The organism is uncultured Kriegella sp. (genome assembly GCF_963975415.1).
In the GTDB taxonomy this organism is placed as follows: Bacteria; Bacteroidota; Bacteroidia; order Flavobacteriales; family Flavobacteriaceae; genus Kriegella.
Genome location: NZ_CAXBGN010000015.1, coordinates 109,626 through 132,089, shown reverse-complemented (window position 1 = coordinate 132,089; position 22,464 = coordinate 109,626). Strand labels below are relative to the sequence as shown.

At 38.7% G+C, this 22,464-nt stretch carries 21 protein-coding genes and 1 tRNA gene; 12 read left to right on the top strand and 10 right to left on the bottom strand.

The window, feature by feature from the left end; translation table 11 throughout:
- Positions 1 to 164: 164 nt before the first annotated feature.
- A complete protein-coding gene (locus AACZ88_RS22170) occupies positions 165 to 1,166 on the bottom strand; it encodes a sugar kinase (RefSeq protein WP_339715408.1) in 1,002 nt (333 codons plus the stop codon).
- Between the two features lie 5 nt (positions 1,167 to 1,171).
- The gene (locus AACZ88_RS22165; protein WP_339715405.1) at positions 1,172 to 1,396 is read right to left on the bottom strand and encodes a hypothetical protein; all 225 of its coding nucleotides are present in this window, start codon (positions 1,394 to 1,396) and stop codon (positions 1,172 to 1,174) included.
- Between the two features lie 565 nt (positions 1,397 to 1,961).
- On the opposite strand from AACZ88_RS22165, the gene AACZ88_RS22160 reads away from it, so the two are divergent.
- From AACZ88_RS22160 to AACZ88_RS22135, 6 genes are all read left to right on the top strand, one after another.
- The gene (locus AACZ88_RS22160; RefSeq protein WP_339715403.1) at positions 1,962 to 3,653 is read left to right on the top strand and encodes a serine hydrolase domain-containing protein; all 1,692 of its coding nucleotides are present in this window, start codon (positions 1,962 to 1,964) and stop codon (positions 3,651 to 3,653) included.
- Between the two features lie 62 nt (positions 3,654 to 3,715).
- On the top strand, positions 3,716 to 4,531 hold the full coding sequence (locus AACZ88_RS22155; protein ID WP_339715401.1) for a helix-turn-helix domain-containing protein: 816 nt from the start codon (positions 3,716 to 3,718) through the stop codon (positions 4,529 to 4,531).
- Positions 4,532 to 4,605: 74 nt separating this feature from the next.
- Positions 4,606 to 5,100 (top strand): VOC family protein, encoded by a 495-nt coding sequence (locus AACZ88_RS22150; RefSeq protein ID WP_339715398.1) that lies wholly within the window; start codon positions 4,606 to 4,608, stop codon positions 5,098 to 5,100.
- Between the two features lie 731 nt (positions 5,101 to 5,831).
- Positions 5,832 to 7,322: a TlpA disulfide reductase family protein gene (locus tag AACZ88_RS22145; protein WP_339715395.1), complete on the top strand. Its 1,491-nt coding sequence runs from the start codon at positions 5,832 to 5,834 to the stop codon at positions 7,320 to 7,322.
- A gap of 184 nt (positions 7,323 to 7,506) precedes the next feature.
- Positions 7,507 to 7,920: an AraC family transcriptional regulator gene (locus AACZ88_RS22140; RefSeq protein WP_339715392.1), complete on the top strand. Its 414-nt coding sequence runs from the start codon at positions 7,507 to 7,509 to the stop codon at positions 7,918 to 7,920.
- Between the two features lie 32 nt (positions 7,921 to 7,952).
- Entirely contained in the window at positions 7,953 to 8,348 is a 396-nt protein-coding gene (locus AACZ88_RS22135) for a VOC family protein (RefSeq protein WP_339715389.1), read from the top strand.
- 513 nt (positions 8,349 to 8,861) lie between these two features.
- On the opposite strand, the gene AACZ88_RS22130 is transcribed toward AACZ88_RS22135, so the two are convergent.
- From AACZ88_RS22130 to AACZ88_RS22115, 4 genes are all read right to left on the bottom strand, one after another.
- Positions 8,862 to 9,257, bottom strand: coding sequence for a hypothetical protein (locus tag AACZ88_RS22130; protein ID WP_339715386.1), 396 nt, complete (start codon positions 9,255 to 9,257; stop codon positions 8,862 to 8,864).
- Between the two features lie 117 nt (positions 9,258 to 9,374).
- Entirely contained in the window at positions 9,375 to 9,788 is a 414-nt protein-coding gene (locus AACZ88_RS22125; RefSeq protein WP_339715383.1) for a TerB family tellurite resistance protein, read from the bottom strand.
- 254 nt (positions 9,789 to 10,042) lie between these two features.
- The gene (locus AACZ88_RS22120) at positions 10,043 to 10,192 is read right to left on the bottom strand and encodes a hypothetical protein (protein WP_339715380.1); all 150 of its coding nucleotides are present in this window, start codon (positions 10,190 to 10,192) and stop codon (positions 10,043 to 10,045) included.
- A 212-nt stretch (positions 10,193 to 10,404) separates the two neighbouring features.
- Positions 10,405 to 10,620, bottom strand: coding sequence for a hypothetical protein (locus tag AACZ88_RS22115; protein WP_339715377.1), 216 nt, complete (start codon positions 10,618 to 10,620; stop codon positions 10,405 to 10,407).
- Positions 10,621 to 10,759: 139 nt separating this feature from the next.
- Here AACZ88_RS22115 and AACZ88_RS22110 point away from each other — a divergent pair, with 139 nt between their 5' ends.
- The 5 genes from AACZ88_RS22110 (at position 10,760) to AACZ88_RS22090 (ending at position 16,362) form a co-directional block, all read left to right on the top strand.
- A complete protein-coding gene (locus tag AACZ88_RS22110) occupies positions 10,760 to 11,320 on the top strand; it encodes an AraC family transcriptional regulator (RefSeq protein ID WP_339715374.1) in 561 nt (186 codons plus the stop codon).
- A gap of 200 nt (positions 11,321 to 11,520) precedes the next feature.
- Positions 11,521 to 11,859, top strand: a complete 339-nt coding sequence (locus AACZ88_RS22105) for a cupin domain-containing protein (protein ID WP_339715371.1) — start codon at positions 11,521 to 11,523, stop codon at positions 11,857 to 11,859.
- 14 nt (positions 11,860 to 11,873) lie between these two features.
- On the top strand, positions 11,874 to 12,470 hold the full coding sequence (locus AACZ88_RS22100; protein ID WP_339715368.1) for a PIG-L family deacetylase: 597 nt from the start codon (positions 11,874 to 11,876) through the stop codon (positions 12,468 to 12,470).
- A gap of 524 nt (positions 12,471 to 12,994) precedes the next feature.
- On the top strand, positions 12,995 to 15,358 hold the full coding sequence (locus AACZ88_RS22095; protein WP_339715366.1) for a glycosyltransferase: 2,364 nt from the start codon (positions 12,995 to 12,997) through the stop codon (positions 15,356 to 15,358).
- Entirely contained in the window at positions 15,355 to 16,362 is a 1,008-nt protein-coding gene (locus AACZ88_RS22090; RefSeq protein ID WP_339715363.1) for a glycosyltransferase family 4 protein, read from the top strand. The genes AACZ88_RS22095 and AACZ88_RS22090 overlap by 4 nt, the downstream gene beginning before the upstream one ends.
- A gap of 33 nt (positions 16,363 to 16,395) precedes the next feature.
- Here AACZ88_RS22090 and AACZ88_RS22085 read toward each other — a convergent pair whose 3' ends face one another.
- Entirely contained in the window at positions 16,396 to 17,853 is a 1,458-nt protein-coding gene (locus tag AACZ88_RS22085) for a glycoside hydrolase family 130 protein (RefSeq protein WP_339715361.1), read from the bottom strand.
- Positions 17,854 to 18,102: 249 nt separating this feature from the next.
- On the bottom strand, positions 18,103 to 19,881 hold the full coding sequence (locus AACZ88_RS22080) for an SLC13 family permease (RefSeq protein WP_339715358.1): 1,779 nt from the start codon (positions 19,879 to 19,881) through the stop codon (positions 18,103 to 18,105).
- A gap of 475 nt (positions 19,882 to 20,356) precedes the next feature.
- Here AACZ88_RS22080 and AACZ88_RS22075 point away from each other — a divergent pair, with 475 nt between their 5' ends.
- Positions 20,357 to 20,563, top strand: coding sequence for a hypothetical protein (locus tag AACZ88_RS22075; RefSeq protein WP_339715355.1), 207 nt, complete (start codon positions 20,357 to 20,359; stop codon positions 20,561 to 20,563).
- A 319-nt stretch (positions 20,564 to 20,882) separates the two neighbouring features.
- Here AACZ88_RS22075 and AACZ88_RS22070 read toward each other — a convergent pair whose 3' ends face one another.
- Positions 20,883 to 22,130 carry a site-specific integrase gene (locus AACZ88_RS22070; protein WP_339715352.1) on the bottom strand — a complete coding sequence of 416 codons (1,248 nt, stop codon included), beginning with the start codon at positions 22,128 to 22,130 and terminating at the stop codon, positions 20,883 to 20,885.
- A 241-nt stretch (positions 22,131 to 22,371) separates the two neighbouring features.
- Positions 22,372 to 22,445: transfer RNA gene (locus AACZ88_RS22065), tRNA-Asp, on the bottom strand.
- Positions 22,446 to 22,464: the final 19 nt, after the last annotated feature.

The following is a 22,464-nucleotide window of genomic DNA, read 5'->3' as shown; positions in this document are numbered from 1 at the left end:
TTCAATGACCGACCGCCAATTCATAAAAATTCACTTTGGCAAACGAACCCTCGTCTACCACTAGTTCAACTTTGTAATGGAACACTTCGTTCAGCTCAGGGGTACCGAAACCTATAAATTCTTGAACGCCGAAATTGGGTGCCCAAAGATTCCCCTATTTTAAATTATCTTCTGATGGCACCTGATGTATCCCCATCCATTAAACTTTGTACGTTTTGCAATGACACCGTATTCACATCGCCTGGAACCGTATGTTTTAGGGCGCAGGCCGCGGAAGCAAATTCTATAGCCCTTGCATCATCATAATGCAATAGCCCATATATAAGTCCAGCGGCAAAGGCATCACCTGTACCAACACGATCTATAATGTGGGTAATGTTCAGCATCTCAGATTTAATATACGCTTCTCCATTCCACAATTTACCCTGTATTTGGTGGTGTGATGCGCTTAGGGTTCTTCTGGTTTTTTTGACCACTTTTTTGATATTGGGAAAAAGCGTAATCAATTGTTTGGCCAAAGACTGAAATTTATCGTCAAACTCACCCAAGTCGAACATTTCACGAATACCTCTGCTACTGGTTATCACAACATCACAATTTTTAACCAATTCAGGTATCACCTCCTGCATGCTTTTACCATATTTCCACATGTTGCTTCGTGAATTTATGTCGCCGGAAACCGTTATTCCCATTTTGTTGGCCGTGTTAATAGCATCTAGACAACATTGAGCGGCGCCCTCAGATATGGCAGGTGTAATACCTGTCCAATGGAACCAGTCGGCATCTTTTAAGATATTTTCCCAATTCACCATGGAAGGCTTAATCAAAGAGAAAGAGGAACCTTCCCTTTCATAAATGACTTCGCTGGGCCTGTGAACCGCACCTTTTTCAAGAAAATATTTGCCGAGCATGTCATCGCCATAAATAACGTGTTCGGTACTTAACCAATGTTTTCGCAAGAATTGTGTGGCTGCCTTTCCTAAAGCATTATCAGGAAAACGGGTTATATGGGCTGCTTTCATGCCCAAATAGGCACAAGAAATGGCAACATTCGCCTCTCCGCCACCATAAACAAGCTCAAATGAGGAAGCCTGGGAGAATTTCTCATATCCAGGTGGAGACAAACGCATCATTACCTCTCCAAATGTGATTAATTTTTTAGCCATAATTTCTAACATGTCATAAGTGGAGAGGCTTCTTGCACCGTAAATTCTATAGCGTTCGAATCTCCATTGAACTTATTTATTTGCGCTCCAAGTATCGCTTTGTCTGTCACGGCATTCGATTCCGAATTATCTTTTACATAGCTACCCTCATCCTTAGAACTTTTGGAAAAGGAACATAATATAAGAACTGTACTTATTTGTAATAAACTAGTCTTTGTCATTTGACTCATGGAATTGGTTTAATCTTTTTTATAAATTAAATGGAGCTTATGATTTAGATTGAATTTTCGAACTTACTTTTTGGGCCAAAAGTTGCCATGATGTATCGCATAAACTGGTAAACCAAATTGGTTGACCAAAAATAAGTATATTTGTCAGACTAGCAAATTTTTAACATAAATTCAGTCAATATAAATAAAAATGATAGTCAAAATTAAAGAAATAACCAAACCATCGTTATAGGGGTTCAGGGCAATACGGGTTCCAGGTATTGAGAATCCTTTTTTCCTTGCACACCTAAAGTTGCGATCGATCTTTCGATCGGCCATGATCAAACCCGATTTTCCCCCTAACTTGTGCAACAGGCAGACAGCCTAAACGTAATGCCTACTTTAAGGCAAAGCCCGAACGGTCTGTGTATATTTATAAAGTCGCTAAATCTTATGGATTTAGCTTTGGACAAAAAAAGCAAAACAATAAGCTTAAGCTTCGTCGGTAGGCGGAAACGAAAAATTTCCTTGCTTCCGCACTACGCATAGCTAAAGCCTTGTAAACCATAACCAAAATCAAGGTACCATGAAAAACACACTCATACTATTGTCTTTTGCATTGGTTTTCGCAAATGGTTGCAAAACAGAAGTTCAATATGCATCAAACGATTTTGAAAGTCGTGTAGATAGCGTATTTGCCGAATATAACGACATTGTCAAACCTGGTGCCGCGGTAGCTGTAGTCATGAATGGAGAAATTGTATTTCAAAAGGGTTATGGAAGCGCCAACCTTGAATATGACATCCCAGTAACATCTTCAACAATATTTCACATTGCCTCAGTTTCAAAACAGTTTACTGTTTTCTCAATTCTTCTCCTGGTTGAAGAAGGGAAATTGGATTTTGACGATGACATCAGAAAATATATTCCTGAAGTTCCTGATTTCGGTAAAACCATATCATTGAGGCACTTAGCATCCCATACAAGCGGGTTAAGAGATCAATGGAATTTATTGGCAATGGCCGGCTGGAGACAAGATGACGTAATAACAAAAGAACATGTCTTAAAACTGGTTGCAAAACAAAAGGAGCTAAATTTTGAACCAGGAGAAGCGTATACATATTGCAACACAGGATTTACACTGTTGGCTGAAGTTGTATCGAGAGTCTCTGGACAGTCCTTTGCAGAGTTTACCAAATCAAGAATTTTCGATCCGCTACAAATGACCAACACACTATTTTATGATGATCATGAAAAGATTGTGAAAAATAGAGCCTACTCTTATCATTCGGATGATTTAGGTTTTAAGAAAAGCGTTTTGAGCTATGCCAATGTAGGAGCAACGAGCCTTTTTACGACCGTAGAAGATTTAAGTTTATGGGCAATGAACTTTGGCTCACCAAAAGTTGGGAATAATGAAATAATAAATCAATTGAATACGCTGGCTACTCTTAATAATGGTGAAACATTTGGAGGAGCTCACGGACAATTTGTAAACAAGTACAGAGGCCTAAATCAAATTCAACATGGAGGAGCGGATGCTGGATACAGAAGTTATTTAGGACGGTTTCCGGATCAAAATTTCGCAGTGAGTGTGTTTAGTAATTTTGCCTCAGCCAATACCAGAGGATTAGCGATGAGAATAACTGATATCTTTTTGGAAGATGCTTTGATATCGGAATCTGAAAACAAGGTTGAAGCAGCTAAATATGAAAAGCTGTCAAATGAAGAATTAGAAGCATTTGCTGGCAGCTATTGGAATGAGGCAGGGTCTTATTCAAGAAAGGTTTTTCTCAAAAATGACACCCTAAGATATTCAAGGGGAGAAGGTAATGAAAGCCTAATAGTTCCTATTGGTAATAACATCTTTGACATGTTAAGTGTAGGAGTTGATTCAAAGGTGGGATTCGAAATTGAAAAGGAGCAAAAAACTATAATAGTAACTATTGATGATGGAGATACAATAATTTCTAAAAGCTATATTCCCATAAATTATTCTAAAGAACAATTACAAGAATTTGCCGGTACTTTTTACAGTGAAGAACTAAGCACATCGTATAGCTTCAAAATAAAGAATGATACTTTAACTGCCACTCACTCAAGGTTGAACGACATCAGGATCAATCCTATCAAAAAAGACATGTTTTTCGGAGATCAGTGGTTTTTCAACAATATTAAATTTGAACGAGACAATTCGAATGCCATTTCTGGGATAAGGATTTCAAACGGAAGGGTCAAAAACCTATTATTCAAAAAAACGGCTCACAACATGAGATAAAATGCATTAAAAACGCATTTTATCAAGACGTTGCGTGTCATTCAAAAAACATCACTTAATCAATGAACTATCAAACATTTCAACCACATCCAGATTTAGAATCTCTTGTAAGTTGCTATTGGACTTTGGAAGTTCCGGTCGAAAACAATTCGGAAAGACAGCGAATAATACCTGATGGCTGTATAGAAATGGCATTTATTCTTGGAGACGACATAAAACGTTATACTTCGCAAAATGAATTTATACTGCAACCTCGTGCGATGGTTCTTGGACAAACGATTGAACCTTTTTTAATCGAACCAACAGGCTATGTAAACACTTTTGCAATTAGATTTTACCCATATGGCTTTGCAAATTTCGTTACTACGCCCATTAAAAATTTGGCAAATAAAGAAACGCCACTTGAATTCTTGTTCGGAGAGAATACTTCAAAAGAATTGGAACAAAAAATAATTTACGCAAAAGACAGCAAACAACGTATTGAAATTATAGAGAACTTTCTTTTAGAAAAGCTGAATGACAAAACAATCATCGATACTATTGTAAAACAGACCGTTGATGCACTTTTATCATCAAATGGAACGGAATCAATAACGGCAATTCTTAAAGAAGACTTGTCCAAAAGAAGACAACTTGAAAGAAACTTTAAAAAGCAAATTGGTGTTAGTCCCAAAAAATTGGGCAAAGTAATCCGACTTCAGACTGCATTAAAAATGTTGCTGAACAAAAAGGCGGACACCTTAACGAACATTGCATACGAAAGTGAGTATTTCGACCAAGCCCATTTCATAAAAGACTTTAAGGAGTTTACAGGAATCAACCCGAAAGATTTTTTAGGTAGCGAAAATATGGTGCTTTCAACGCTTTTTTACAAATAAATAAGGTGTCGCATTTTTACAATTTTAGACTTCGTAAATATTTCATATTTGTGCTGTGAACTTAAACAGTAAATATGAAAAGGACATTACTATTAAGTACGGTTATACTTTCCTTCTGCATTTTAACCTGTAAAGGTCAAGACATATCAAATACCGAGAACCGGCAAATTGATTCAAGCGAAACACTAAAAACAAACGAGATGAAAAGTTTTATTTCAATTTTTGAAATTCCTGCAACAGAAATTTCAAGGGCAGTCGATTTTTATCAAACAATTTTGGACATCAGCATTGAAAAAATGGAATTCCCGGAAATGCAAATGGGTATATTCCCATATGAAGGACAAATGGTTACGGGAGTTATTATGAGAGCAGAAGGTTACAAACCCTCGGCTGATGGAGTTACCATATATCTAAATGGTGGAGATAATCTTCAAATAATTCTTGATAAAGTCGAGAAAAATGGTGGCGAAATAATAGTTCCAAAATCACTTCACGCTGACGAAAGCGGTTATTACGCACTATTCCTTGACTCAGAAGGGAATAAAATTGGTCTGCATTCCCCAAACTAAACGCGGGGAAAAGAACGAAGACATACGTTAGTTCACAAAAAACGGATCCATTCAAGCCTCTTTAAGAGGCTTTTTTTGTGTCAGATCAGAAATGGAAAGCTAATATTCCATGCTTTGCTAAAGCCTGAACCAGCATTCATAGGTGCTTTCTAAAAATGCCGATAAGGCAAGTAGGTGTGCTCCGCTCTTTGAGCATTTTTGTTCGAATTTGAAATACTTTTTCAGGTTATTGGCCATGGCCGAGAGGTGCATCATTTTGTTCGCCTGCCCCGGCCAGACGGTATGTATTTTCCGTAGCCCATGAACTGGACAAGCGTACCGAACACGGGTTCTAACGTACTCTGCCGTTTGCCTTTCATGTACCTGTCCTCTTTGCTGTTTATATACACCCCTTGGAACGGGTAAAGAAAGTCCAGTTGCGGTGCAGCTTTCAAACGCCCGTAGAAATTGTCTATGGGAATCCGTCCGCTCAGCTGGAAACTGGCGAACATTTTTCGCGCCAATCCTTCTTTCCCTGCATATCTAAACTTACGATCAGATGAGCAATGATCTTCAACGACTTTTTTCGCTAACTTGTGCAAGAGGCACAATATATAACCGCAAGTACGGCGGATTCGAAGACGTCCGAATCCACTCGGAATTGCTAACGCCCATACTTAACCGAATACAAACGCTAATTTAACCCCGTAACTGACGGTTGTACGATACTGTTGCCACACCTAATGACCAAAATGAAACTACAAAGAATAATTCTACTAATTCTTATCGTTGGACTATCTGCCTGTTCCAAAAAGAATGAGGAAATAATAATCAACGTAAAAGTTATTGGGGGCATTCCTGATAAAATTGAATATACAATACCTGTTAACGGAACTTGGTTCTATGGTGCTAAGAAGTCAGTTGTTCCTGATTCTTTAGGTAATTTCAGAATTTCCATAGCATCTGATTTAGCTTCCTTTATAACTCTCTATATACCCAAAAAAGCTGCCGCTGTTTTACTGGTTGAACCAGACCAAAAATATGAAGTTGATTTTAATTTAGATTCAAAAAATAAAGCCTTCAAAGTAAACGGAGAGAATAATGAGGCTCTTACGCTATACAATTCATTGCCTCTTCCTGAATTTTATGTTCTTAGTACTTCTAATCCACTATTAAAAGATGCTGTTTTATCAAGTGTGTCATCAAAAATTGAAAATCTAAAGGAAAAAGAAATATCACAGTTCAAAAAACAACTTGAAAAGCAGATAATTACTAAAGATTTTTATGATTTAGCAGAATTAGATAGAAACTATTACTATTTAGCTTTGGAAACCTCAATAGCCAAAGTTAAATATAATGCCCAATCAGACAGCATAGAAACTCAAAATACCCAAATTAGGAGACTTTGGACAAAGATATTTCAGCAAACTCCACCTACTGAGTCTTTTGATATTCGCTCTCCATGGTCATTTATTTTGATGAGAAATTATATCAATTTCAATCAACACAATGCCGGCATTTTAAAGTCTGAAGAAATGCAAAAAATTTATGATCAAGGAAAAATACATTCATACAATATTGGTGAAGCTAAAAAATATCTTAAAGGAAAAGCTTTAGAGTATTATCACGCTACATATATTTTAAGTAATAGTTTCAGTAATAAAGACAATTCTAAAGAGTTAATTGCTTTATACGAAAACTTTAAAAAAGAATATCCTAACAGCGCATACAGCAATCACTTGACCGGTTTAATAAAGCCAATCATTGATTTTCACCAAAAAATTGAGGAGTCAACCAACAATAACAAAATTGAGTTCATTAAAAACTATGAAAACATTGACCGTTTTGATGAACTTATCAAAACCCTAAAAGGCAAGAAGCTATTCGTAGACATTTGGGGGACTTGGTGCGCCCCATGTAAAAAAGAATTTCAGCAAAAAGACAGGTATTCTGAACTACTCAAATCCAAGAACATTACAACTCTTTACATTTGCGAAGGCATAAACAGCAAAGAAAAAGTATGGAAGGAAATGATAAATTATTATGATTTAGAAGGCCAACATTTATTGGCGAATAGAAAACTTATTGCGGACATAATCGATAAATTCGGAAATAAGGGTTCTTTCGCGTATCCTCGATATTTACTGGTGGACGAAAAGGGAAATGTTGTCAATTCACAAGCAAGTTACCCATCGAAAACGGAGCAGTTAGAGAATGAAATAAACGAAAATTACGTGTGGTAGCAATGTATAAAAAATAATTCAGTTAATGTTTAAACGATGGTTGCTATGTATTTGCTAAGTCACAAAATCTTTGGATTTAGCGATTAAAATGAAAAAATAACTATAAAACAAAAAGCTCTGGCTACAAGAGCTGACGGAAACAAAACGTTTCCTTGCCTGCCCTACTTCCATACCTAAATCAGCAATGAACAAAATGACGTTCTATCAAAAAGAGATCAATCGAATAAAAGGAATTTGCCATTCTAATGATGGACAAATTCAAACCGTAATTGGAATGCGAAATTATATGGAGGATAACTTCGACAAAGAATTGAATTTGGATTTATTCTCACACATCAGATTCACTTCAAAGTTTCACCTTCTGAGATTGTTCAAAAAATACTACGGACAGACACCAAGACAGTATTTAATAGACAAAAGGATTACAAAATCAAAAAGCTATTTAAGAATGGGAATGTCGGTATCAGAAACTTGTTATTCGATCGGATTTGAAAGCCCAAGTTCATTCAGCACGCTTTTCAAAAAAAAGACTGGGAAAACACCAACTGATTTTCAAAAAGAGCAATTTTCGCAAAGTCAATCTAAAGTTGATTCTTGAAATTTGGTGGGTCTAATTAAAAATCAAAAAAGATGAAAATAAAAGTATTAAGTATTCCTGTTCAAGACCAAGAAAAGGCCCTAAAGTTCTATACCAAAACATTGGGATTTATAAAAAAAGTGGATGTTCCGTTAAGCGAAGAAAATAGGTGGTTAACAGTTGTAAACAAGGAAGAACAAGACGGAACCGAAATATTATTAGAACCTTCACCCAAACATTTTGAACCTGCCAAAACTTATCAAAAGGCACTTTTTGATGCTGGGATTCCGTATACTCAATTTAATGTTGAAAATGTGCAACAAGAATATGACCGACTGAATAATCTGGGTGTCGAATTCAGTGTAAACCCAAAAGAAATGGGAACTGTAAAAATTGCTGTTTTCAATGACACTTGCGGAAATAAAATACAAATAGTCGAAATGCTATAGGATAAAACATTACCGCTCACAAAGAACAGAGTTAAAAAACAACTGTTTCCTTGATTAGTTTTAAAACTTAATTATTCTTTGTCGAAACTTAAAAACTAAATCCTGTACAAGCTTCCCCCAGATAGAACTTTCTATTTTTATAGCGCTTCATTAGAGTTATTGTTTTTAATTTTTCCAAGGCTAATTTTAAAGTCTGTGCGCAATAGCGGCATACAATATAGAGGGGTAAGAAAACATTTAAGGAATTAAAAAAGTAGATAACCGCGTACAATCTACGTGCAAAGGTAAAATTAAAAAAGCCTTCGATTTCTCGAAGGCTTTTTAGTTGGCGGTCCGGACGGGACTCGAGTTTTTCATAAAAACATCCTGTTTCAAGGGCCTACCAAAGCCTCGCTTTTTGGGGGCACCGCAAGACTCACTTTTTAACATAAATTTAACGTTCAACATCGTTTACAGGTTATATAATTAATATGGAAATGGAGAAAAAACGTATGTGCATACTAAGAATAGCTTTTATAAAATTCCCCCGGTGTGCTTGAATATTTCGGTTTTATATTGATTATAAGAAGTATTAAAAAGTCCAAAATTCCGTTTTAATACTTTATAATCTTTAAAGCTAAATTCAATTCCTGAGTTTACTTCACAATCTAAAAAAGCTCCCACATTATTCTTGGAAAGCTCCATTTGAGTCTTTAGCTCATTTACTTCCTGATTTTTTGTTTTTATTTCTAGCTTGAAACAAAGCATTTTTTCTGTTTTAATCTGTGCCGTATTCTCGAAGGCTTTGGCATGTAATAACGTATCTAGAAATAATAATTCATTAGCTGCATACCCCACCATAGATTCCCATCTCTGTATATCTTGGTAGAATTCCAGTATTATCTTCCTCGATATTTTTTTTCGAACCATAAATTTATGTAGTGTAACAGCTATCTCATAATTGAACAAGATTAAAAGTAATCAATAGTACTGCTTTACTATTACAATATTCATAATCCCCTATATAACCATTGTCATGTTATTTTTCTATGAATTTAGAAGTAATTCATACTCCTCAAACTCTATCTTGCCTGCGAACAGCTTCACCGATTTTTCAATAATCTCTTTAGCTCTTTCATCGTTAAAACCAAGTTTTATAGCATATCTCAATACTAACTCTTGTTCCTTCGTATTCATGTAATGATTGGTATAAATAATTTCAAATAAATCATGTAAACGTTCTAAACGCTTTTTATCGTTATCCGGTGGATGTAGACTATGCTTCTCCATATTATCAACGACACGCCGGTATTCCTCTTTCGAGATATCCAATTTGTCCGCAAAACGTTTGATGAGAATTTCCACATCCCGATCAATCTTTCCATCTGTGGCAGCTAAATGAGTAAAAGCTGCAAAGTGAGCCATGTTGCTTCTATGTTCACCGGATTCGAATAAATCCATTATTGGCATCTTTTTATGATTTTTATTTTAAAAAAAAATAGATAAATAATGTATAATACTGTCAAAAAAAGAAGGTATATTATAATACTATTTAATGTGTTTGACACTTTAAAGAAAAAGAGCAGTATTTTTTAGTTCCTGCTCTTTTTGGGCTTTCAACCGAGTTCGAAAGCACTTACCAATCAACTAAATTAGTATTGTTCATCGGATTCCGAGGATAATACCTTTCTAATGTTGCGTATCATCTTTTGATTTTAATCAATTTGGGATACATTCTTGTTAAACTCTCTGTGGTGCTTATTTTCAGAACTTCCATCAAAGCCATTATAAAAAAACGGCTTTATGAAACCTTTCAGTTTTTCCCAAATCCTGATTTCCCAGTTATTCTTTTCAAATATATCCATATGTGTTTTTTAAATGTTCTTGATTAATACTAAAGAACATATAAAGGTAAGGTTGAAATGACCGAGGTTAGTTTCATAAGTTTACCCAAAAATTACATAAATCACACCTTTTTAGGTTTCAGGTTCGTTTTGCCAATCAGGTACTTCAGGTACTTCAGGCAAAATTCTACAGGCTAATGAGAGTCTTATAGATTTCTTTGCATACCCTTTTGTTAGGCAACTTTTTCTTCCTCGAAAACCCGAAGCTGGGCCCTTAGAAATTCACGATACGCTTCAAATTCAGTTTGGGATATCACTTTGTGACCATAGTTCAGAAATAGCGGTGTTTCGAGCAAATTATCGTATATTTCTGGGTACTCAATTTGAAAGGCAAGGGTCAGATCAAAAATCTCTTTCATTAGTTGATGCTCGATTTCCTTATTCAACATGGCCTCATACTTTTCTAGTCGGTATAAGGTAGTTACATTTTATCTGTGTTTTTTATATGATTTCGAGAAAGAGTTATATAAATCACATTTTTATAGTTTCACCGTCTCGCTTGCTTAATAACAATTAACCCCCACCATAATGATCATTTACGTCAAATACATGGTAAGTTTGCGCTGTAAGATGGTGGTAAAGCAGGAACTCGAAAAGCTTGGCCTGCATTATGTCAATGTAGACCTTGGAACAATCGAGATTTTGGAAGATATCACTGATTTCCAACGAGAACAATTACGAAAAAATCTAAAGGCATTTGGGCTGGTACTGCTTGACGACACACGAAAGGTACTCATTGAAAAAATCAAGGCCGTAATCATTGAAATGATTCATTATGACGATGAATTACCTAAAATGAACTACTCGGATTACATCAGCGAAAAATTGGGGTATGATTATACGTATTTGGCCAACACATTTTCAGAGGTAAAGGGGATTACCATTCAACAGTTCATGATCATAAACAAAATTGAACGGGTCAAAGAACTCTTGTTGTACGATGAACTGAATCTTACGGAAATAAGCTATAAATTACATTATAGTAGCGTCTCACATTTATCGAATCAGTTTAAAAAAGTTACCGGACTTACTCCATCGTATTATAAAAAACTGAAGGTGAAACGCTTTGAAAACCTAGAAGATCTTTAATCTTTTAAACCTTAATCAAAAACTTTTGATTAAAGCCTTGTGGTTCTAGAACTACAAGGCTTTTTTTGTAAAACTTCAAAAATATGAATGTGGGAATACTATAACTCTTCGTCTTTACGATGTAAGACATTATCGACAATAATCCCTCAACTTTATGTATTGGATTCCAGAAAAGCATTCCACTCCTCAAAATTTTAATCATGGAAAATATGGAAGTTGAAAAATCAAAAGTTTTCATTGTCGTAGAGACCATCGAATATATTCCGAATGCAGTGGTCATAAAAACCATTATTAAGAAACCAACCGGTAACCTAACTGTCGTGTCCTTTGATTCGGGCGAAAACCTAACTGAAAAAATATCGCAATTCGATACGTTCATACAAATCATCGAAGGGCGTGCCGAAATACTGATCGATAATAGTTCACAGAACTTGAAAACTGGCGAGGGTATTATTATCCCCGCGCATTCCCCCAATAGCATAAAGGCGAATGAGCGGTTTAAAATGATTTCAACCATTATTAAAAGTGGTTATGAATAGAAGATATTTAAAATATGATGACAGGTAAAACCACGCAAAGAAAAAAAGATATAGTGGTAATTGTAGCACATCCCGATGATGAAACCTTATGGTGTGGAGGTACGATACTTCTAAACGCAAACTATAATTGGTTTGTCGCCTGTCTATGTAGAAAAAACGACACCGAACGAGCGTTAAAGTTTAAAAAAGCGCTTATTGCCTTGAATGCCAAGGGCATTATGGGTAACCTGGATGACGGTGCCGAACAAACACCTTTGGATGAAAAAACAGTAAAAGACACTATTATAAAGCTGTTGCCAAATCAAAACTTTGACCTCATTCTAACCCACAGCCCTTTTGGCGAATACACAAGGCATTTACGTCATGAAGAAATCGGTAGGGCGGTAATCGACTTGTGGGGCAAAAAAGAATTTGTCACAAGACAACTATGGACTTTTGCTTTTGAAGATGGAAACAAAGAATATTATCCGCAGGTCATAAAGGGTGCAAGTATACATCAAACCCTTTCCCAAAATATATGGAAGGAAAAATACCGCATCGTTACTCAAGTATACGGTTTTGAAAAAACAGGGTTCGAAGCAAAAACTACCCCTAAAACTGAAGCCTTCTGAAAATTTATACGCACTTTGAATGCCTAGAAGTGGCTGGAGCATGAAGGGATTCATCAATAAACCAAATAGGAATCGGCCAATCTCACAGGGATATTGAAAATTTAAATGTGGGAATTATGTAACTCTATTCCATTTTTATTCAACTTTTTCATTTTGATTTTCAATATCTTATAGTTGTTTTCCGACTAAAATAAGGAAAAATGGATTTCACTAAAACCATAGAAAATGTCAAATGGAAATAAGATCCCGGCAAAGTCGAATAAACCGAAACTTGCCCAGAACATAAAGGAAAATCGAGCGCACAAGGATGTTAAGGAAATCGTCGAATATAGAAAATATAAAGGACGGGGTTTATAGCTATCATCCGAAAAAAACAGTTGACCGGATTGCACTCGTCCTGCTATAATTTTGTGTTGGTAAAATAAATTTTGCTATCAATTTTTATAAAAACAGTCTCTAATAGCCATTACCTTTTAATACCGAACCGGTACCCCAAGACTTGACCCCAAAGATTTTACCAAAACATGAACAGTAAAACTACTTCAACTATGGACAACGAAACGATTACAGAAAAGAGGGCACGACCTAGCGAAAAAAAAACATATAGTTCCAAAATTGACAAAGGAAAGATTCAGGAATTAGCGAAAAGGGTCAAAAAGTCCGAACCCCGGGTATCGGAAATTATTTTTTTGACTTCCTACCCTCCGCGCCAGTGCGGTATTGCAACATATTCTAAAGACCTCGAACAGGCGCTGTCCAAGAAGTTCGGTCAAAGTTTTATTTTAAAGGTCTTCCCGCTAGAATCAAAAAGCGAACAGCACCAATATCCCAAAGATATAGAGCACGTGCTGAATACTAACAATGTGCTCGACTTTCAAAGAGCCTCACATCGGATCAATTCCGACCCCAATGTTGGAATGGTGTTGATCCAGCATGAGTTTGGCCTATTCAAGGACGGCGAAAATGCTTTTTTAGAATTTCTGGAGTTCCTCGATAAACCTATCGCTATAACGTTCCATACGATTCTCCCAAAGCCGACACCGGGGTTGAAACAAAATGTAAAGCGGATGTCTTCTCTGAGCGATGCGATTATCGTAATGACGCAGACCTCGGCTGAAATATTGACCCAAACGTATGGTGTACGGGCCGATAAGATTACGGTCGTTCCGCACGGTACGCATTTGGTACTTTATGAAAACAAGGATTTTCTAAAGGAAAAGTATGACTTGTCGGGAAAAAAGGTACTCTCCACCTTTGGCCTTTTGGGCCCTGGAAAAAGTATCGAGACTACATTGAATGCACTTCCTACTATTATTACGAAATTTCCAGAAACCGTCTTTCTGATCATCGGTCGTACTCATCCGACCCTAGTCAAGGAGGAAGGAGAAATTTACCGAGATTTTTTAACAGCTAAAATCGATGAACTGGGCATAAAGGATCAGGTGCGATTCGTAAACGAATTTGTTCCGCTTAAGGAGCTTTTGGAATATCTGCAACTGACCGACATCTATCTGTTTACCTCAAAAGACCCCCACCAAGCGGTCAGCGGAACCTTTTCCTATGCCCTGAGTTGCGGTTGCCCGGTAATTTCAACGCCCATACCACATGCGCTTGAAGTCTTACAGAACGACGCAGGAATCATGTTCGATTTTGAGGATTCCGGACAACTGGAACGGGCGGTCATACAACTGTTCGAAAACGATGAAGCTCTCCATAGATTGCGCCTGAACGGACTGAACACTTCCGCAACCTCGGCCTGGGAAAATGCCGCTATCGCCCATGCCAAAATTTTTGAGAAGCTTGGAAAGGGCATTCGACTAAAATATCATAAGCCCCCGATAGACCTTAAACACATCAAAAATATGACCACGGAGGTCGGTATGATCCAATTTTCCAATATCAACAGCCCGGACATCGAAAGTGGCTATACATTGGACGATAACGCACGTGCCTTGATCGCCTTCTGCCAGCACTATCAGTTGACCGGCCGCGCCTCAGATTTGAAATACATCAAGATTTATTTCAATTTTATACAATGTTGTTTCCGGTATGATGGCACGTTCTTAAACTATGTGGACAAGGACTATCAATTCACGGCACAGAACCATCCCGAAAATTTGGAGGATGCCAGCGGAAGGGCCATTTGGGCATTGGGCTACCTGCTTTCGGTATCGAAACATTTTCCCGAAGCATATCGCGGTATCGAAGATCGGGCGAGATTCGTCTTTGAAGAGGCCATAAAGGAAATGGAAGACGTTCATTCCCCACGAAGTATGGCCTTTATGATCAACGGGCTTTACCATTATAGCCATGCCAATGATAGCAAATGCATGAACGCCCTCGTCACGAAATTCGCCGATCGGTTGGTTCAAATGTACAGGCATGAAGCCAAGGAGGACTGGCGTTGGTTCGAAAGCTACCTGACCTATGGCAATGCCATTTTGCCACATGCCATGCTAATGGCCTATACGATGACGCTCAATGGCGACTATCGCAAAATCGCAAAAACCGCCTTCGATTTTCTATTGTCCAAAATCATGACGGGCAATTCCATACGTGTGATATCGAACAAGAACTGGTTGAAAAGTAATGAAAAATTGGATAGGGCATTCCAGGGCGGCGAACAACCCATCGATGTGGCCTATACCATTCTGGCGTTGCGTTTTTTTCACGGTATATTTCCCGATTCTGGATACGATGTAAAAATGCAAGGTGCATTTAATTGGTTTTTAGGGGAAAATCCTTTAAAGCAGACCATATACAATCCCTGTACGGGCGGCTGCTATGACGGCTTGGAACTGCACAATGTAAACCTGAACCAAGGAGCGGAATCGACTTTAAGCTATCTTTTGGCGCGGATGGCCTTTGAAGATCTTCCATTACTATGAAAATTGCCATGCTGTCGCCGATCGCTTGGCGTACACCGCCCAAAAATTATGGGCCGTGGGAACAGGTAGCTTCCGTACTTACCGAGGCCCTCGTAAAAAAAGGGCTGGATGTTACTTTATTCGCTACCGGGGATTCCATTACCTCGGGCAAACTACAGTCCGTATGCGCAACTCCCTATGCCGAGGATATCAATGTAGATGCCAAGGTCTGGGAGTGCCTACATATAGCCAATTTGATGGAACAGGCGGACGATTTCGATATCGTTCACAATCATTTCGATTTTCTGCCCCTGACCTATTCCCGGTTGATTAAAACACCTATGGTCACTACGGTTCACGGATTCTCTTCCGAGAAAATCATTCCGGTCTACAAAAAATATAATCCCAGTTTGACCTATATTTCCATCTCCGATTCGGACAGGCATCCCGAACTGGACTACCATCGTACGATTTACCATGGCATCGATTCGACTAAATTCCAATTTCAGGAACCAAAGGAAGACTATTTACTGTTCTACGGAAGGATCCATCCGAAAAAAGGGACTGCGGAGGCCATAGAAATTGCCAAAAGAAGTGGCTATCCCATTAGAATAGCGGGCCTCATCCAAAACCAATACTACTATAGCAGGGACATAGCCCCTAAATTGGACGATAAAAATGTGACATACTTGGGAAACGTCGACCAAGAGGAAGGCAACAGATTGTTGGGCGGTGCAAAAGCATTGTTACATCCGATAACTTTTGAAGAGCCCTTTGGCCTGAGTGTTGCAGAGGCCATGATGTGCGGTACACCCGTTATCGCCTTTAAGAGGGGAAGCATGCCAGAATTGATACTGGACGGAAAAACGGGATACCTTGTCCGTACCCTGGATAAAGCGGTCGATGCGGTTAAGAAATTGGCTACAATTTCCCCACAGGATTGCCGGAAGCACGCACTTGAAAAATTCGGAATTGATACCATGGCCGATGCGTATGTTCAGGTTTATAAAGAATTGATACGATAGGGAAATTTTGAATCTTTATCTTGGAATTTTCCCTTATCCCTTTAGTGCCTGCATCAACTCGGCCATTTCAACGGTGGCATAAGACGAGGAATAATCGGAAACGGCGTAAGGCAAGATCAGGCTTTCGTTATGTATCATCGAACCACAGGAATACACCACGTTCGGAACATAACCCTCTCGTTCTTCTTCCAAAGGGGAAAGTAAGGGTTCTGAAAGTCTTCCAATTTCTTGGGTAGGGTCGTCCAAATCAAACAGTGATGCGCCGATGCAATACCTTCGCATCGGCCCAACGCCATGGGTAATTATCAACCAGCCTTCTTCCGTCCAAAGAGGGGAGCCGCAATTTCCGATCTGGGTAAATTCCCAAGGATATTTAGGTTCTTGAATCTTGATTGGATTATTCCAAAGCGTGTTGCGATCCGAATACATGATATAATTATTTACCCCGTCAACACGTGCAAGTACGGCATATTTACTTTTTATTTTTTTTGGGAAAAGGGCGAAATTCTTGTTTTGCGCTCCCTTGCCGTGCATAGGCATGATACGAAAAGTATTAAAATCTTCCGTTGACAATAGTTTGGGCAATATGGTATGCCCATCGTAAGCGGTATACGTGGCATAAATTTTTTCCGTCCCATCATCCTCCTGAAATCGAACAAACCTTGCATCCTCGATACCTTTGCTTTCGGATGGCGAGATAGGGAAAATAACCCGTTCGGAAATATCGGAATCCAAGCTAAATTCTACATCGTAGTACGAATCTACCAACCACGTCATTTCTTCCAAAGCCAACTTCTTATTAATAGTAAGTCCGTTCGATAAGACCTTATCGACCGAATTCCGCAATTGATGGTATTCGAAATGGTCTGGCAGATTTTCCATGATTACCGATGAATATTGCTTGGATATTTTCATCTCGCGAAGCTTTTGCACAAACCTTCCTTTATCATACGATTTCTTCTGTACGATTTTGGGCAGATCGATATGGTTGCGCACTTTCATCATTTTGAGGTCGTTGTTCGCATCCAGGATTCCCCTTCGAAAAACGATGGAGGACAGATGCCCCTCTCCCGTTGCCCTAAATGAAATTACTACCCGTTGCTCCCCTTTGGCCAAAAACGACTGATTAAAATCCTCAATGATCGATGGATTAAAAATAGCGGCCGACTCAATGGAATATTCCATTGTGGAATAAGACCCGATCAGCAATTTGCGCTCTTTCGATAAATGGGAATCGTCCAACTCCATCCGTTCTAAGAGCCCTCTGTGGTTTTCGTAGTGCGCGAGGAATATCTGCGAAATATTTCGATGACGGCCCACGAACTCACGTAGCGTGTGGTCAAGTTCTCGTGCCACGGCGTCATCATCAAGGGTCATTAAACGTTTTACAAGATTGCCGGTACGTTCCTCTCCATTGTTGAAGAACCGGGCGACGACACGACTGGAATCGGGCAGAAATTTTAAATTTTTACGTGTTACAGGAAGTCTCATATGTTTTCGGGAAAACAGAAAGGTACGTTATATAAAGAGTAATAGATTGATTTAATTACATAATGCTATTTTCAAAACTTTACCTATATGGAGGATAAGTAGCAGTACAATTTAAAGTTTATGAGTTCAACGACCGTAATGCATAGTATTTGACAGATTTTATTAATCTAAATCAAACAACGATACATTTGCTGGTATTGACTAAACCGTATCGAAACGCAGTTCTTACACGTCCTCGAAATCTTGTTTTTAAAAGTAAAAAAGTGGGAGCAACACCGTTATCAATATCCAGACCAATAAGGTCATCAACCCGCCCGTTTTCAAAAAGTCGACGAATTTAAATTGGCCGGCCCCATAGATCAATGTGTTGGTTTGATAGCCTATGGGGGTCAGGAAGCTGGTATTGGCCCCAAAGATGACAGCCAGCAAAAATGGCTTCGAGTCTATTTGCAATTGATGTGCAATAGTAATAGCTATGGGGGCCAAGAGTACGGCCACAGCATTATTGGTAACAAACCCCGACAGTAAGGTGGTAAGAAGGAACAAGGAGGATAGAATCACCACCGGGCCGTATATGGCCAAGTGTTCCGTGATAAAAGTGGCCACAAGATGACCGGTACCAGATTTTTCAATCGCCGTACCCAAAGGAATAAGCCCTGCCAACAAGAAAAAAATTTTCCAACTGACTTTGCTGTAAGCATTTTGAATCCTGATTACCCGGGTAACGAACATCGCTACACAACCCAACCAGGCGCTTACCAGGATTGAGGTAAGGTTAAGGGTCGCAGCAAGAATTACAGCAATAACTATGGCGGTAGCGATGATAGCCTTTCGTTTTTCCAACTTAATCTGCTGCAGCTCGTGAAGCACTATAAAATCGTCCCCCGCATGGAGTTCGGAAATTGCATCTTTTTCTATTTCCAATAAAAGGGCAAATCCTTCCGAAAGGGCAATTTGGTCAAGTTGTTCAACCGCTACCCCTTGTTTTCCGCGAACCGCCAAAGGAATTGCGCTATACTTTTTTCGGAAATCAATTTCGTTTATCCTTTTATTAATGAATTGGGAGTCGGGTCCAATGATCACCTCCATCAAGACAACGTCTTCGGTGATTAATTCTTGATCACTAATTGCTAGATCCGTCCTAATCTCAATACCGGGAATTTTGCCCAATGCTACTATTTTTCTTGCTTTTGCCTTAACAATCAGTGAGTCATCTGCTTCCAATAATTGTATGTTTTCGGGCAGGTATATTATTTTCTCCTTACGAATGATTTGCAGTATTTCCAGGTCGTGGTCCTGTAAAAGCCGGGTCTGCTCGATAGTTTTTCCAACAAAAGGAGAATTTTCCGGTAGTTTCATTTCTGCCAGGTAGTTATCGAGTCGATAAACACCGGTAAGGTCTTCATTTTCAGATTTCCGCTCTGGAATAGTTTTTCTTATACCGATTACCAGGAAAATAGTCACGGCGATGAACAAGATGCCCCCTACAGGAGCGAGTTCGAACATTTTAATCGCGCCCAAACCATGCTCTTCGGAAATTGCACTTACAAGTAAGTTGGTAGATGACCCGATTACCGTACATGAACCCCCAAGCATGGCTCCAAAGGATAGTGCCATAAGCAGTTTATTGGCATTGATTTTTTTCTGTTTCGCAATCTTCAGGGTCATCGGAAGGAAGATCGCAACTACAGCTGTGTTGTTCAGAAATGCGGACAACGTACCCGCCAAAAACATAGTCATGGCCATCACAACAATTTCATTATTGATACCGGTACTATCACTCTGTTTACCAAAATAATTAATAAGTCCGGTATTTTGTATGCCGACACTGATGATCAACATAGCCAAAACGGTCAACGTGGCGGGGTTGCTAAATCCTGAAACGGCCTCCTCCACGGTCAGTACGCCTGTCACCATCAATGCACACATAATAATCAAGGCGGTGACATCAATGGAAAATATCTCAAAGCTGAAAAGTATAACCGCTCCTAAAATAATCACTGCGACAATTAGTTCCGGAGGTATCATATTATTCTTAAATTATTGAATAAATTCCAAGTCCATTTTTTTAAGTAGAAATAGGTTCAATATAAAAAAATGGGAATATATATTAGAGAAAGCAAAAAGCTCAGGTCACTTAAACAGTGTTCTAAAACAAATGTTTGAGATAAAATCACTGTTTACGATCAAAGGAAGTAAGTTACAGAATTATTCTGTTCAATAGCTGATGTTTGTAAAGAATTAGCCCCGAATTAGACTAGAACGCTTACGCTATTAGGGTTGATTATCACCATGTTCAGTGGTAAAATTTCTTTGTTTTTGAAAAGAGGCGCAATTCGGAGAAATGGCCAGGTTCAAGTGCCAGAATTTACATAACCGTTTCAGTGAGGACATAGTTAACGAAACTTTTGAATCCATTTATATAGAAGATAGTTCCCTCTTCCGAGGTTCCTGATGCCTATGTGAACGCTACCAGTTTATAATTGATAGTTTGCCAAGTGGTATGGCTTACGTAAAAACGAAACGGAAAAATTGGAGGTTGGATGAAGGCCACCAAGGTTTTGAAGGAGGCATGAACGCCAGAAAATACCTTTCTTTAACCAGTGCATCAAAAGCCACAGCAACAAGGGATTTACAGGATTTAGTCGAGAAAGGTATCTTTAAACCTACAGGACGAGGTCGGAGTACGCGATATGAAATCAATATGTAAGCGAGCGAAACGAAGTTTCGTGCTGCACGTCCCAAACTTACCAAACTAATCTGCTTGCCAGGCAAAAAATGGATTTGACGCAAATTCGTTCCAGTTTATGAGGTTTCCGGAGCCATTTGACTAAAATCAGCAAAAATCCGGTAGACTTTTCAAGAATAGCAATTGCCGCAAATTTTTGCAGTTTTATTGGTGTTCCCGCCGCATTTGCCGCAAATACGGGCTTTTTACAGGGCTTACATTTTCAATAAGTCCCTCAAAACAAATTACTTGTATAATGCAACACCGCGCCAGCGTGTTGCCCTCTTGCTCTTCCAAATTTTTAATTATCAGTAGATGCCCGTTTTTGGTTACCGGTATAAGTAAAGCGATACTTCACCAAGGCCATATCTTCAATGAGTTTATGGTCGACTACCTTGGCGTAAATTTGAGTGGTCTTCAATGAGGTATGACCTAACATCTTACTTACCGATTCAATAGGAACGCCGTTGGAAAGGGTTACAGTCGTAGCAAAAGTATGTCGTGCCAAATGGGTGGTCAGGTTCTTATTAATTCCACAAGCTTCCGCTACGTCCTTTAAATAGGCATTCAATTTCTGATTGGTTAAAACCGGTAAAACTCCGCTCCCTTTGACAACGACCGCATGCCGTTGATATTTTTTCAGAATATTCTCCGCAATAGGAAGCAAAGGAATACTACTTAGTGTTTTTGTTTTTCTTCTATGCGTCTTAATCCACTTTTGGCCTTTAACATCAATAAGGACGGCGTCTTCTGCAAGGTTTTTAACATCTACATAGGCAAGCCCTGTGAAACAACAAAATATAAAAATGTCCCTCACCCTTTCCAACCGCTTGTTTTGAAATTCAGTACTCATAAGCTTCTGTAGCTCATCTTCAGTCAGATATTTTCGTTCCCTTGTTTTCCAACTAGCTTTCCAATGAAAAAACGGATCTCTTGAAATCCACTGATTGGCATAAGCGATGCGTATTATCTTTTTGAGATTTACAATATATTTCACCGCCGAATTATGTCCTAATTTCCTATTCATTTTTAAGAAATACTCCAAACCTGTTATAAACTCATGGTCTATCTTTTCGACGGGCGTATCCTTTCTTTTATACTTATAGAAAATGAAGTGTTTGGTATGCTTTAATGCCGTTTTATAGCGCTGTAGGGTTCCAGATGAATACTCCTTTCCCACCAAGCTCGCCATTTCATCGTTATGGTTTTGAAAGATTTCCAATAGCATCCACTGCCTTTTTCGTTTTCCCAGATAAATGTCGGCAATGGCGCGGGCGCTTATATGCTCCCCACTTTTTATAAGCTCGTTATGGATATTGTAACAACGGTTTCTGACATGATCCAAAAAAGCATTAAAGTCGGACACTTTCTTGGTAGTTCCCTTTAATTTCCCGCCGACCGAAGACCATCGCCTTGCGTCTATCTTTCTGCCCAAGCTAAACTCGCTTCGCTGTCCGTGTACGGTTATACGCGCGTACAAACAAACCAAACCATCTTTATCGGATTGTTTTTTCTTGGGATAGAACAGTATGAATATGGCTCCGGACACAAGCAGAAATTCTATGTAATTTCCTTGAAGTTAGAAAAAGAAAACCTTCAAAAAAACCCCTATAGAATTCATTAACAGTCTTTAGCGTGCATTTTTGCGAATCTTTCAAAGGCTGAAAAGGGGCACCGAATAGCGCACCTTATATTAGGTTTCAAGTGGTTTTATCTGGTATCATTGAAAAATAAAAAAGCCCTTAAATCATTGATTTAAAGGCTTTTGATCTATTTTGGATTTCTCCTAGCGGTCCGGACGGGACTCGAACCCGCGACCCCCTGCGTGACAGGCAGGTATTCTAACCAACTGAACTACCGAACCGTGGCGTTTAGCGTGTGCA